General features: G+C 69.6%; 8 protein-coding genes and 1 tRNA gene. 4 read left to right on the top strand and 5 right to left on the bottom strand.

What is annotated here, in order from left to right; genetic code table 11:
- Window positions 1–24: 24 nt before the first annotated feature.
- Window positions 25–101, top strand: a tRNA-Pro gene (locus NV401_RS06505).
- 29 nt (window positions 102–130) lie between these two features.
- On the opposite strand, the gene NV401_RS06500 is transcribed toward NV401_RS06505, so the two are convergent.
- From NV401_RS06500 to NV401_RS06490, 3 genes are all read right to left on the bottom strand, one after another.
- Window positions 131–919 (bottom strand): acyl-CoA thioesterase, encoded by a 789-nt coding sequence (locus tag NV401_RS06500; RefSeq protein WP_261293598.1) that lies wholly within the window; start codon window positions 917–919, stop codon window positions 131–133.
- 120 nt (window positions 920–1039) lie between these two features.
- A complete protein-coding gene (locus NV401_RS06495; protein ID WP_261293597.1) occupies window positions 1040–1564 on the bottom strand; it encodes a YceD family protein in 525 nt (174 codons plus the stop codon).
- Window positions 1561–2067, bottom strand: a complete 507-nt coding sequence (locus NV401_RS06490) for a ubiquinol-cytochrome C chaperone family protein (RefSeq protein WP_261293596.1) — start codon at window positions 2065–2067, stop codon at window positions 1561–1563. Before NV401_RS06490 ends, NV401_RS06495 begins: the two co-directional genes overlap by 4 nt.
- 128 nt (window positions 2068–2195) lie before the next feature.
- On the opposite strand from NV401_RS06490, the gene NV401_RS06485 reads away from it, so the two are divergent.
- Entirely contained in the window at window positions 2196–2684 is a 489-nt protein-coding gene (locus NV401_RS06485; protein WP_261293595.1) for an outer membrane protein assembly factor BamE, read from the top strand.
- Window positions 2685–2805: 121 nt separating this feature from the next.
- On the top strand, window positions 2806–3312 hold the full coding sequence (locus tag NV401_RS06480; protein WP_261293594.1) for an RcnB family protein: 507 nt from the start codon (window positions 2806–2808) through the stop codon (window positions 3310–3312).
- A 69-nt stretch (window positions 3313–3381) separates the two neighbouring features.
- Here the strand turns inward: NV401_RS06480 and pbpC are convergent, their stop codons facing one another.
- Complete coding sequence (pbpC, locus tag NV401_RS06475) at window positions 3382–5490, bottom strand: penicillin-binding protein 1C (RefSeq protein WP_261293593.1); 2109 nt, start codon at window positions 5488–5490, stop codon at window positions 3382–3384.
- A gap of 162 nt (window positions 5491–5652) precedes the next feature.
- On the bottom strand, window positions 5653–11421 hold the full coding sequence (locus tag NV401_RS06470; protein WP_261293592.1) for an alpha-2-macroglobulin family protein: 5769 nt from the start codon (window positions 11419–11421) through the stop codon (window positions 5653–5655).
- A gap of 131 nt (window positions 11422–11552) precedes the next feature.
- Here NV401_RS06470 and NV401_RS06465 point away from each other — a divergent pair, with 131 nt between their 5' ends.
- Window positions 11553–12953, top strand: a complete 1401-nt coding sequence (locus tag NV401_RS06465) for a glycosyl transferase family protein (RefSeq protein ID WP_261293591.1) — start codon at window positions 11553–11555, stop codon at window positions 12951–12953.
- The last annotated feature ends 142 nt before the right edge of the window (window positions 12954–13095 follow it).

Here is a 13095-nt window from a genome sequence, read left to right as displayed (position 1 = left end):
TCGGCATACACGCCCGCCCTCGGTCGGGGCGTAGCGCAGCCTGGTAGCGCATCACACTGGGGGTGTGGGGGTCGCAGGTTCGAATCCTGTCGCCCCGACCAAGTTTTCCACACCCTGTGATGCGCGGCGCTCAACGCCGCAGCGCGCTCGCCCCATGCGGGAGCGAGCGGCCGTCCGGATCCACCGCGACCATCGTGAACGTCGCCGTCGCGGCATGATCGCGGCGGCCGGTGAGCAGGTTCTCGGCGTGGAGATCGACCAGGATCGAGACGGAACTGCGCCCGGTCATGCGCACGCGGGCGATGCACTCGGTCATCTCGCCCTCGCGGATCGGGGCGCGGAAATCGATCCGGTCGGAGGCGGCCATCACCATCACCGCGCGGGCGTGGCGTGTCGCGGCGATGAACGCCGCGCGCCCGAGCATCTTGAGCGCGTCACCGCCATAGAGCGTGCCGTAATGATTGGTCTGCGACGGGAACACGATGTCCGCCATGTGCAGCGCATCGTCGTCTGCATCCTTCACCGCGGACTCGATCGGCGGCAGCGGCAGCCGCGTGTCGGGCCCCTTGACCGCGACCATCGCGAACAGGCCGCGCGTGCACAGGCGGCGCTCGCCGCTGGTCAGTTCCTCGGCGACCAGCTCGACCTCGACATCGACCGAGCTGTTGCCGACGCGCACGATCCGCCCGGTCGCCTCGATCAGCTCGCCGAGCCGCGCCGGCGCGGTGAAATCGATCCGCTCGCACGCGGCGGTGACGAACGGCGCCCGGCCGTGGCGCGCGGCGGCGAGGAACGCGACCTTGTCCATATGCGCCAGCGCGACGCCGCCGAACAAGGTGCCGTGATGGTTGGTATCACCGGGGAAGATCATGTCGATCAGCTGCACGGCGCCGCCCACGGCCTTGGTCACGCTGGTCATGGTCCTGGTCTTTCCGCTCGCCGCGGTCCCGTCGCCCGCCGCCGCGCCTTCAAGCGGCAAACGCCGGCCGCGACAATTGCGCGCGCCGGCGATGCGGTTGCACGCGACGCATCGCGCCGCTCATTTCTTGGCGAGCAGGTCCTTCAGCCCGGCGAGCGCGCCGGCCGGTCTCACCTCGTCCTCGCCGATCACGCCGGCCGCCTTGAGCACGCGCGCGGCGTTGGGCCCGCGCAGGAACGGATCGAGCGCCAGCGCGACCGTCTCCGCCGCCGCCTCGCCGAGATCGATCCCGCCGCCCGAATAGAACATCGTGTCGAGCGCATCCTCGGACAGCTCGATCTCCTCTTCGTCGACCGCCTGTTCCTCGATGAAGCGGACCGCAATGTCCTCATTGACGCGCACCTTGAGCGGCTCGTCGGTGACCGAACAGGCCTGCACCACGGCGGCAGTGACGGTGCCGCGCGCGACGATGCCGGCGGCCTCGGTGCGGATGCGCAACGTTGCCTCGAGCGATTCGAGCGCGACGAGGCCGAACCGCGTGGCGAGCGCGGCGCGCTCTTCCTCGGTCGCGCTGATCGACACGCTATGTTCGGTCGAGCCGATCGTGTCGCGGCGCTGCAGGCGGGAGAATTCGGGTTGGGTCACGGTAGCTGTCCTTCGGCCAGGGCGGCGATCGGCGTTGCGGCGAGCCGCGTGCGGAAGTCGAGCAGGCCGTCGCGGACATGCGCCAGCGCGGCCGGCGCCGGCGCCGCGCCGCGGTAGAGGTTGCGCACCAGCGCGGAATCGATCCCGTCGCCCGCCAGCCCCTCGCGATAGGCGCCGAGTCGCCCGCCCAGCATCCCCATCATCTTGCCGATATGCTTGCCGACCACGACGTCGCCCACGCCCTGTTCGCGCAACTGCCCGTCCATGTCGTCGACGAAGCGTTCGGTCAGCACCGCGCTGAGCGGCGCGCCGGCCGCCTCCTGTTCCAGCCGCAGCACGACAAAGCCCAGAATACAGGCGATCATGTCGAATCGGCCGTCGATCGTATCGGGCACTTCGCCGTCCAGATACCAGTGCGGTTGCCGCGCGCGCGCGACGATCGCCGTGTATAACGGCAACGCCTCGTCGCGCTTTTCGCCAAACAGTCTTCCCAGCCAACCCATGCCCGCTCCCGCACGGCCCTTGTTTGGCCATGAAGCTCGGCATATTGAGGCGAACGGCGCGTGATGCAATGCATGGGCAGTATGGCTATGGGGCGGGCGGCCCCGACGACTGCCCTCTGGAGAATGTGATGAGCGTATATCTGAACCGGTTGATGACGACCGCGGCCCTTGGCCTGGCCTGCGTCGCCGCCGGGGCGTGCACCCCGCTCAAGTCGCACCAGGGCTATATCATCGACGCCGATCTGGTGAATTCGGTGCAGCCGGGCGTGGATAACCGCACCTCGGTGCTGCAGGTGCTGGGCAAGCCGAGCTTTACCAGCCAGTTCAACGAGGGCGACTGGTATTATATTTCGCGCGATGCGCGCAATTTCGCCTACAACAACCCCAAGGTGCGCGATCAGACGACGATCCGCATCAGCTTCGATCCGCGCGGCACGGTGACGGGAATCGCCAAGGGCGATCAGACGCAGGTCGCCTCGATCAGCCCATCGAACAAGAGCACGCCGACGCTGGGCCGCAAGCGTGGCTTCTTCGACGAACTGTTCGGTAATATCGGCACGGTCGGCGCGATCGGCGGGCAGGGTGGCCAAGGCGGCGGCGATCGCGCCGAGCCGTAAGCCCGGCCAGCGCTCCTTTCATTTTGCTGACCGTCCCGTTCGCCGATCGTTCAGTGGCACCCTGGCAAAAGGGTGATTGACGGTAGCCGACAGGCCGCCGGGCAACGAATGGAGACTGACGATGCGTAAACTGATCATCACCGCGCTGATCGCGGGCATGGCGTTCCCCGCCATGGCCAGCGCGCAGTCGCAGCGCGAAGTCCGCCGCGACCGGCAGGATCTGCGGCAGGAACAGCGCGAATTGAACCGCGCCTATCGCAACGGCGACCGCCGCGACATCCGCGAGGAACGCCGCGACGTGCGCGATGCGCGCCAGGAACTGCGCGAAGATCGCCGTGACCGCGACCGCAAATGGGGCCGCAACGACTGGCGCGGCTATCGCAACACCAACCGCAGCATCTATGCCCGCGGCAATTGGAACGCGCCGTTCCGCTACACGCAGTTCCGCAGCGGCATCCGGATTGCGCCGAACTATTACGGATCGCGGTACTTCATCAACGATCCGTGGCGCTATCGCCTGCCCAATCCGGGCTACAATCAGCGCTGGGTGCGGCATTACAACGATGTCCTGCTCGTCGATGTGCGGCGCGGCGTCGTGATGGATGTGATCCGCAGCTTCTACTGGTAAGCTCCCGGTAGAGAGACTGGCCCGGGCGGCGACGCCCGGGCCTTTTTGCGTCCGGCACCGGGCGCGTCGCTAGCGAATCGTGAAGATCACCTGATCGATCACCCGGCCGGTCAGGTCGATCAGCCGCAGCCGATGCTTGCCCGGGCCGGCCAGCACCAGCGGATGCGCATCGGCGGCGCCGAGATTCTTAGCGTCCAGCATCAGCCGGTGCGCGCTGACCGCGCCCGAGACGCCGATCGCCAGCCGCTGGCGCTCGATCGGGATATCGGGGTCGAGCGCATAGACACTGCCCGACACGGGATTGACGATGCGCGGCCGACGCGCGGCGGCGGGGGCGGCGGCGATCTGGCTTTGCCCGGTGCCGGCGAGGAAATATTCCGGTCGCGCCCGTTCGATCCCGTCGCCGAAGCTGACCAGCCGCTGCTCGATCCCCTCGGGGCGCGGCGGCGCCTGTCCCGCGCGCGCGCCGTGCAGCGCGAGCATCAGATCGCGCCACACTGGCGCCGCGCCGCTGGTGCCGGAGACGGCGCGCATCGGATCGCCTTCGAGATTCCCGACCCACACGCCGACGGTGTAGCGATCGGAATAGCCGATGCACCAATTGTCGCGCATTGCCTTCGACGTGCCGGTCTTCACCGCCGCCCAGAACGGCAGGCGCAGCGCGCTGTCCATCCCGAAGGTCGCCGCGCGGGCGTCGGGATCGGCGATCATGTCCGACACCAGCCAGGCGGCCTGCGCGCTGGTGATGCGCCGCGCCGCCGGGCGGGGCGCGTCGGCGGTGAGCCTGAGTGGCGTCCATTGCCCGCCATTGGCCAGCGCGCGGTACGCATCGGCCTGTTCGAGCAGGGTCACTTCGGCCGAGCCCAATGCCAGGCTGAAGCCGTAATATTGCCCGTCCTCGGTGAGGCCGCGATAGCCGCTGTCCCATAGCCGGTCGCGAAACGGCTCGACCCCGACGAGCAGGAGCGTGCGCACCGCGGGCACGTTGAGCGATCCGGCCAGGGCGCTGCGCGCCGAGACCGGGCCCTTGAACGCGTGATCGTAATTCTGCGGCACGTACAGGCCCGAGGCGGTGTCGAGCTGCACCGGCGAATCGTCGAGGATCGAGGCGGGGGTGAGATAACCGCGCTCGATCGCCTGGGCATAGAGGAACGGTTTGAGCGTCGAGCCGGCCTGGCGGTAGCTGTTCGCGCCGTCCACCGCCGCGGCGGTCGAATTGCCGCCGATCCCGCCGACATAGGCGAGCACGTCGCCGCTGGCATTGTCGACCACCACCACCGCCCCGTCGCGCGCGCGGCTGCCGCCCAGCCCCTGCAACTGGCGCTTGAGCGCAACGATCGCCGCCTGCTGGACGCGCGCATCCAGCGTCGTGGTGACCCGCATCCCTGCCCTGAGCAGTAAGCGCTGGCTGAGATGCGGCGCCAGGCCGGGATCGAGCGCAAGGCTGCGTGCCGGGCCGAGCATCGACGCCGCGGCGCCGGGGAAGCGCGCGCAATCCTTGGCGCCCGACAGCGAACAGGCGCGGCGCGCGACGCGTGGCGCCGGGGCCTGCGGTTCGGGCAGCAATGCGGCGAGCAACACCGCGTCGTCCCGCGCCAGGCTGCCGGGCGTCTTGCCGAACAGGCCGAGTGCTGCCGCGCCGATCCCTTGCGCCTCGCCGCGGAACCCGGCGAGGTTGAGATAGGCCTCGAGAATCTCGTCCTTGCGCCAGCCGCGCTCGATCGCCCAGCCGGCGCGCATCTGGCGCAGCTTGTCCCACCAGCCACGCGCGCCGGGCGCGGCGAGATCGGGCGCGAGAAAGCCGGCGAGCTGCATCGAGAGCGTGCTCGCGCCGCGATGGCGTCGCCCCCGGATCCGATCGCGCAGCGCGCCAAGCAGCGCAAGGCTGTCGACCCCGCCATGGCCATAGAAGCGGCGATCCTCGGCGGCGACGATCGTCTCCCGCGTCACCGGCGAGACCGCGTCGAGCGGCGTCCAGGCGAGCCGGCGCGCGGCGAAATCGACGCGCGCGGAATCGATCAGCCGGCCGTGCCGATCGTAGAGCCAGGATTCGGACGGGTGCCACGCGGCGCGGGTCTGCGCGTAGCTTGGCAGCGGCGGGGGGAGCGTGGCGTAATCCACGCCGGCGAACGCGAGGATGGCAGCGGCCAGTACCCCAAGCGTCACCTTCCCTCCCATACCACCCCGGCAGACGCCGGGGCCCAGTCGTGGAACGTCAATTGGCCGAGCGCTATCCCCGGCTACATCGACCTTCGCGACTGGGCCCCGGCGTTCGCCGGGGTGGCGCCTTCTCACTAAGGCTTCGAAACGTTTCCTAAGGCCCCGAATGCTACCCACGTATCACCGCTGCGCCACCGTCACCGGCGCGTTGGGGACCTGTGCCCGGATTGCCGGCGAATACATCGCCTCGACCCGCGTCGGCGGCAGGCTGAAGCGGCCCGCGCCGTTCAGCCGCATCGTGTACGCCACGGTGAACGACCCGCGCGGCACCCAGGCGAAATAGCCGCGCCATGCCTCGCGCCCGCGCTCGACATAGCTTGGCTGCACGCCGTCCGTGCCGGTCACCTCGGCGAGCATCGACGATTGACCGCCGAGATCGCCGACGATCGTGGCACCCGCGGGAATCGGATCGTTCACCACCACCCAGTTGCGCTCAGCCGAGGCCTCGACCGTGATCGTCACCTTGAGCACGTCGCCGCGCGTCAGCGTACCGGCGTTGCGCGCCTGCACGACATCGACCTTCTTGGTCATGCGGTAGCCGGCGAACAGCGGCTGCCGCAGCGGCACCGCGGCGGACACCGCGATCATCGCCCAGGGGCCGAGCCCGCTCGCCTGCGACAGGCGCAGCGGCGTCTGGCCGGCGGGCAGCGCGAAGCTCGCCTGGCGCTGGTCCGTCGCCAGCGGCCAGGACTTCACGATCGTCTGCGCGCCCAGCGACAACGTCGTCGGCCCCTGGATCGCACTGGCCGGATAGAGCCCCGCGAATTTGCGCGCGGCGATCGTGCCCCACGCATTGGCGGTGGTCGTGTCCCAATGCCCACGCTGCTGGCGCAGGGACACGCCGACCATCATCTTCGGGGCATCGTCCTGCCATCCGGGGCGGCCCAAGGTGGCGATCACCGACTTGATCGCCGCCTCGTCGCCCGACGACATCAGCCACCAGCTGGCACTGCTCTGGTCGGACAGATCGAGCCGCGTGCCTTCATAGACGAGGCGGGTGCGCAACGTGCTCTCCGCCGCTGCCTTCAGCGCCTGCGCGTTGGCGAGGCCGGCGATGCGATCCAGCGCGACGATATAGTCGGCCAGCGTCGCGGTCGGCATCTCGTTCGGCGCGATGCCGATCTGGCCGAGCATGGCCGGCGTCGCCGCGCCCTGCCGCGCGAGCGCCGCCAGCGCCGCGACGCGCTGCAGCCGAACGTCGCCATATTCCTCGCGCCGCAGCCGGCCGTCGATCACCGCCTTCATCGCCTCGATCATGCGGCCGCGCGGCCCTTCCGGGATCGGCAGCCCGGCATCGGCGGTCAGCGACAGGACATAGGCGGTGAGCGCCTCCGATCCGGTCAGGCTGTCCGACGGCCAGTAGCGCAACAGGCCGTCCGATGCCTGGTAGGTTGGCATCTCGCCGGTCAGCCGCGTCCACGCGCCAGCATCGCCCAGCGCCACCGCGGTCGACAGGCGCTGTTCGAAGCAGGTGTAGGGATAGGCCGCCATATAGGCGCGCACCCCGGCGAGCGGCGGGGCGAGCGTATCGTCGAGCCGGATGTCGACCGTGCCCCAGCCGGGCAGCGCGCCGGCCGGGCGCGTGATCGGGATCGTGCTGTTCGGCCCGATCTGGGTCAGCGTCGCCGCCCACACCTCGACCGGAATCGCCGGGATGACGTCCTGCGAGACGGTGATCTGGTCGCTGGCTTTGCCATTGTCGGCGACCGCCTTCACCTGCCAGCGCAGATTGGCGACCTTGTCCGGCGCGGTCAGGTTCCACGCCACCGGCGCGGCGCCGCCGGCCGGGATCGTCACGGTCAGCGGTTTCCCTTGCGCGATGCGGGGGAACAGATCGACGCTGGCGGTCACCTTCATCGGCTTGTCCGAGCCGTTCCGGAGCGTGAAGCCCGCGGCATAATAATCGCCCGAGCGCACCAAAGTCGGCATGCCGGCGAAGATCGACAGATCCTGCGCGGTGCGCACGCTGGCCATGCCGGTGCCGAAGCGCTGCGCGCCATCGGTGGCGATCGCCACCAGCTTGAACGAGGACAAGGCATCCGACAGCACGACCGGCACGCGCGCGCGGCCTTGCGCATCGAGCGCGACGCGGCCCTTCCACAGCAATACCGGCTGGAAATTCTCGCGGTTGAGCCCGGACAGATCGCCGCCGCCGCCACCGCCGGCCTCGACCGCCTTGCGCCCGTAATGGCGCTTGCCGACGACCTGCATCTGCGCGGTCGAGGTCAGCACGGAGAGCGCGCGTTCGCCCATCATCGCCGTCAGCACATCCCACGACTCGTTGGGCGCGAGCTGCAGCAGCGCTTCGTCGACCGCGGCGAAGGCGACGTCCGCACTGGCCGCCGGCGTGCCGTCCGGCCCCTTCACCTGGATATCGACCTGCGCGGTATCGCGCGCGGCATAACGCTGCTTATCCGCCTTCACCGCGACCTGCAGCTGATGCGCTTCCCAGCCGACCTTCACCTTGGCGATGCCCAGGCGGTAGGCCGGCTTGGCGAGATCGACCAAGGCGGTCGGTTCGCTCACCGGCGGGCCGCTGGTCAGCCCGATCTTCTGGCCCAGGCTGGTCATCCAGCTCCAGAAGCCGCTCTGCACGCGGCCGCGCACTGCCATCACCGACACGAACACGTCCGGCGCATAGCTGCCCGGCATCTTCACCTCGACGACCGGATCGGTGCCGGACAGTTCGGTGACGAAGCTCGACAGCACACCTTCGCGCTCGACCGTGACGAGCGCGGTCGCATCGCGGAACGGCATCCGCACCTGGAAGCGCGCGGTCTCCCCGGCCTTGTAGCTGGTCTGTTCGGGCACCAGGTCCATCCGGTCGCCATTGTCGCCGCCGAACCACCAATCGTCATCGCCCGCCAGCCAGACACTGCGCGTCGCCCGCGCGACGTTGCCGTTCGCGTCCTCCGTCGTGGCGACGGCATAGACTTCGCCCGACACGCCGGGATCGACCGCGCATTGCGCCAGCCCCTGTGCGTCGGTCGTAGCGGTGCAACTGCCGGCCAGCTTGGTCGTGCGCATCTGATTGTCATAGGCATAGAAGCCACCGATCAGCCGGCGCCTGGCGGTCAGCACCTGGCGGCTGTACAGCGCGACCGAGATCTTCTGGTTGGCGCGCGGCTTGCCCTCGGTATCGAGCGCGACGAAGCGCAGCCGCAGATCGTCCTGCTTCATCAGCCAGCCGTCGGTCTTGACGCCCAGTTGCACGCCCGAAGTGAAGATCGGGATGCGGCGCGAGGCGGTCAGCACTTCGCCATTGGCATCCTGATAATCCATCTCGACCAGCATGTCGGCGTTGGAGTCGATGCCCTGCGGCACCTCGATCGTGGTGCGCGTCGTGCCGTCGCCGCCGAGCGTGGCGGGCAAGGTCTGGGTCGGCGGCAGGGGGGTGGTGTCTTCCTCGCCGTCGCCGTTGAGCGGCTTGACGCCCTCGGCCACCGCATCGCCGCCGAACGTATAGGCCTCATAGCCATCGGGCGTGCTCGTCCGCCCGAAATAGCCGACGCGCAGATCGACCGCGAGGTTGGATGCGCCACCGCCGGAGAGATAGCCGACGAACAGGTCGAGCGGCAGCGATTTCGGGCGCACCGCCGCTTCCTTGGGGCCGGTGACGCTGGCGCGCATCGTCGGCAATTTGTATTCGTCGACCTTGAACGACTGCGAGGTGAAGATCGTGCGCGCCGTATCGCCGCTGCCGATGATCACCTGCACGTCGTAATCGCCCATCGGCGCGCCCTGCGGCGCGGCCCAGCTCGATTCGCCGATGCCGTTGGCGTCGACGCTCAGCGGCAGATCGAACTGCGTGTCCGAACCGCGATGCGACAGGCGCAGCGTGCCGTCGAACGCGGGCGACAGGGCGAAACCCTCGCCCATCGGCTTGCGCACGATATGCTTCATGTGGATCGTCTCGCCCTGGCGCACCAGCGCGCGATCGAACACGGTGTGGAAGATCTCGCTGCGATCGTCATAGCCATAGGGCAGATCGAAATCGTACGGCCGGATGCCGTCGCTCCAGCTGGTCAGCGTGAAGCTGAAATCGTCGCCGGCGCGCGCGGAAATCATCAGCGGCGGCGTGGTCGAGCCTTCGTCGCAGCTGCCATAGGTCTGCACCTCGGGCAGGCCGGGCGGCACGAACAGGCCGCCGGCCTTGTCGGTCACGCCGCGTGCGAGCAGCTTGCCCGAACAGCTGTCGGTCACGCGGACTTCGGCATTGGCGACCGGCTTGCCGCTGTCGAGCGACGTCACCCAGGCCAGGCTGCGCTCGCGGCCCCATTTGAAATGCACCGCCATGTTGGTGACGAGCGCGGCCGAGGCGACGTAGCGCGGCGCCCGGCGCCCGAGCAACGCCTGGCCGAGCACCGGGCTGGCCAGCTCGACGACATAGAATCCGGGCTTGGCGAGCGGCAGGCCGACCACTTCGAACTGCTTGCCCTTGCCCGGCAGGCCGAGCTTGAAGGCATTGCCGCCACCCGCTGAACCCGCGGCGCCGGCGCCGAGGATCGGCTTCGATCCGGTATCGTTGATCGTCACGTCTTCGCCGCCGCGCTTGATCGTGTGGCTGGCATAGTTGCCGGCTTTCTCGACCGTGCGCAGCCACTGCGCGACCTCGCCGTCCGATCCGTCGACGCGCAGCCGCTGGCCATCGATCGCCAGATTGTTGCCCTGCAGCGCTTCCTCGACGTTGCGCACCGTGACCGGCAGCACGCCGCCCTCCTTGGCCTCGACGATGCCGAAATTGGCGGCGAACTTCACCAGCGGCGGGGCGTCGTCGAACCGCACGTCGAGCGGGAAACGCTCGCCATTGGCCAGCGGCCGGCCGCTCTCGTCCTTGATCCCGGCCGGGATCGTCAGCTTGGCGGCAGTGGCGGCGGGCAACGGCGCGGCAAAGCTGATGCTGCTGATCGTCGCGGCCTTCTTCTCCTCGTCGCTGAACAGCGGCGCGATCGTCTTGCCGTCGGGCGTGGTGATGCTGATTGCCTGCGCGGCGCTCATCGCAATCGGTGCGGTGAAGCGGACATAGGCCTTTTCGACCGGCGAGCAGCCCGCCTGCGCGTTGACGCGCGAACATTCGAAGCGTGCGGTGAAGGGCTTGCGCACGGTATAGTCGAAGCGCTGATCGGCGCCGGCGATCTTGCCGCCTGCCCCGGCGATGTTCGCGCCCCACACCAGGGCCATCTCGCGCCCGGCGGGCAGCGGGCGGCGGCATTTGAGCGCGGTCACGCCGGCGAGCGCGGCGTTGCGCTCGGCGGCCGTCGCCGGGATCGTCGCCGGCAGACCGCCGCTCTCCAGGAAACTGCGCACGTTCCAGCGGGTCGTGCCGAGTTCGCCCAGCAGTTTGCCCGGCAGATCGGCGGGCAGCACGTCGACGGCGATCTTCTCGCCCACGCCGTCGACCGCGCAATATGCATTGGCGGCGATCGAGGCGCGCGTCGCGGGCAGATTGGCGGCGACCAGGAACACCTGGTCCTCCTCGATCTCGCCGTCATATTGCGCCGGCAGCACCGCACGCGCGACCGGGCCGCCGGCATCGACCTTGAAGTTTTGCTGCCCGGTGACGGCATAGCCGGACACGCTCTTCAGCCCGTCCTTGATCTTGAACTCGCACACCGTGCCGCCCGGCAGCGGCGTGTCGAATTCGTGCACGAAAGTTTGCGGATCGACCCAGCGGCCCTTGCCCGCGACCGGGCAGGTGACGTCGAACGGGCCGGTCGCGCGCGGATCGCCGAGCGCGACCATCGGCTGGCTGAACCGCGTCGTGAATCGCTCGATCGCGCCGCCGCCGATGCCGGGCGTGGCCATGATCACTTGCGGTGAATTGTCGCCGAACGCCGCCACCGGCGCGATGGCCAGTGCGAGCAATGCCACACGCAATGCGAGCTTCATGGATCAGTCCCCTTGAGCGGCAGGCTAGTGGCTTTACCTGCGCCAATCCAGTGCGTTCGCACCCGCGCCGTGCTTGCCGAACCCGCCGTCGTCCGAAACAATGCCCCGTTCGCGACTCGGGGGAGCTGGCGATGGGCGGTTGGGGGGACTGCATTGCCGTCGTCGATCTCGTCGTGCGCGAGGCGATGCTGTTCGCGACGATCGGCTTCCTGATCGGCGGAGTGGACGATCTCGCGATCGATCTGGTCTATCTGTGCCATCGCGGCCGGCGGCTGTCGGGCCGCGCGGCGCCGCGCACGCTGGCCGATTTCCCGGTTGCCGTGGTGCCCGGGCGGATCGCCGTGTTCGTCGCGGCGTGGGACGAAGCGGCGGTGATCGGCGCGATGCTGCGCACCGCGCTGGCGCGCTTCGATCATCCCGATTACCGCATCTATGTCGGTTGCTACCCCAACGATCCGGCGACGATCCGCCAGGTGGCGCTCGTCGCCGAGCACGATGCGCGCGTGCGGCTGGTGATCGGCGGCGCGCCTGGGCCGACCACCAAGGCGGCGTGCCTCAACACGATCTGGCGCGCGCTGCTGCGCGACGAGGTGGCGGAGGGCGTGCGGACCAAGGCGGTGGTGCTGCACGATGCCGAGGATGTCGTGCATGAAGGCGAACTGCGCATCTTCGACGCGCTGATCGGCGTGTACGGCGTGGTGCAGCTGCCCGTGCTGCCGCTGGTCGATCCGCGCGCGCGGCTCATCTCGGGCCATTATGCCGACGAATTCGCCGAGAGCCATGGCAAGACGCTGATCGTGCGCCAGGCGCTCGGCGCCGGGCTGCCGCTGGCCGGGGTCGGCTGTGCGATCGCGCGCGAGTGCCTCGGCCGGATCGCGCAGGCGCGCGCCGGGGCGCCGTTCGATGCGATCAGCCTGACCGAGGATTACGAGCTCGGGCTGCGCATCGCCGCGCTGGGCGACACCGGCGCGTTCGTGCGCGTCGCCGAACGCGCCGGCGGCGCGCCGGTCGCGGTGCGCGCCTATTTCCCCGCCACGCTAGAGGCGGCGATGCGGCAGAAGACGCGCTGGATGATCGGCATCGCGCTGGCCGGCTGGGATCGCACCGGCTGGAGCCGGGGGCTCGATTGGCGCGATCACTGGATGCGGATGCGCGATCGCCGCGCGCCGCTCGCCGTGCTGGTGCTGCTCGCGGCCTATCTCGCCGCGACGCTGTGGCTGCTGAGCGCCGCGCTGCACGGGGTGAGCGGGGTCGGCATCCCGCCCGTGCCCGAGCCGCTGGCGACGTTGCTCGGCGTGAACGCCAGCCTGTTGCTGTGGCGGCTCGGCGTGCGCGCGCTGTTCACCGGCCGGGCCTATGGCAAGCGCCAGGCGGCATGGTCGGTGCCGCGCATGTTCGTCGGCAATCTCATCGCCATGGTCGCCGCGCAGCGCGCGCTGATCCGCTATGTCGGCATGCTGCGGGGCCGCCCGCCCTGCTGGGACAAGACCGCTCACACCTTTCCGGACGATGTCGCGGAAACGCTGCGGTGACCGGCGCGGGGCGGCCGCTGCGCTTTCTCCTCGCGGTGCTGGCCGCCTGGATCGGGCTGCGCGCGGCGCTGCTGTGGCCGGTCGCGCCGGGCGCGGCGCGGGAGGCGATCGCGCCCCAGGCGGCGGCGCCCGGCGCGATGCC

The organism is Sphingomonas hylomeconis, assembly GCF_025370105.1.
Lineage (GTDB): Bacteria > Pseudomonadota > Alphaproteobacteria > Sphingomonadales > Sphingomonadaceae > Sphingomonas > Sphingomonas hylomeconis.
The sequence above is the reverse complement of the archived record's forward strand: the minus strand, read 5'-3'. Positions and strand labels throughout refer to the sequence as shown.

Bases quoted from the DNA above. Each gene is read 5' to 3' on its own strand.
- pbpC (WP_261293593.1), bottom strand. From the start codon at position 5,490: ATGGGAGGGAAGGTGACGCTTGGGGTACTGGCCGCTGCCATCCTCGCG.
- NV401_RS06470 (WP_261293592.1), bottom strand. From the start codon at position 11,421: ATGAAGCTCGCATTGCGTGTGGCATTGCTCGCACTGGCCATCGCGCCG.
- NV401_RS06490 (WP_261293596.1), bottom strand. From the start codon at position 2,067: ATGGGTTGGCTGGGAAGACTGTTTGGCGAAAAGCGCGACGAGGCGTTG.
- NV401_RS06465 (WP_261293591.1), top strand. From the start codon at position 11,553: ATGGGCGGTTGGGGGGACTGCATTGCCGTCGTCGATCTCGTCGTGCGC.
- NV401_RS06480 (WP_261293594.1), top strand. From the start codon at position 2,806: ATGCGTAAACTGATCATCACCGCGCTGATCGCGGGCATGGCGTTCCCC.
- NV401_RS06485 (WP_261293595.1), top strand. From the start codon at position 2,196: ATGAGCGTATATCTGAACCGGTTGATGACGACCGCGGCCCTTGGCCTG.
- NV401_RS06500 (WP_261293598.1), bottom strand. From the start codon at position 919: ATGACCAGCGTGACCAAGGCCGTGGGCGGCGCCGTGCAGCTGATCGAC.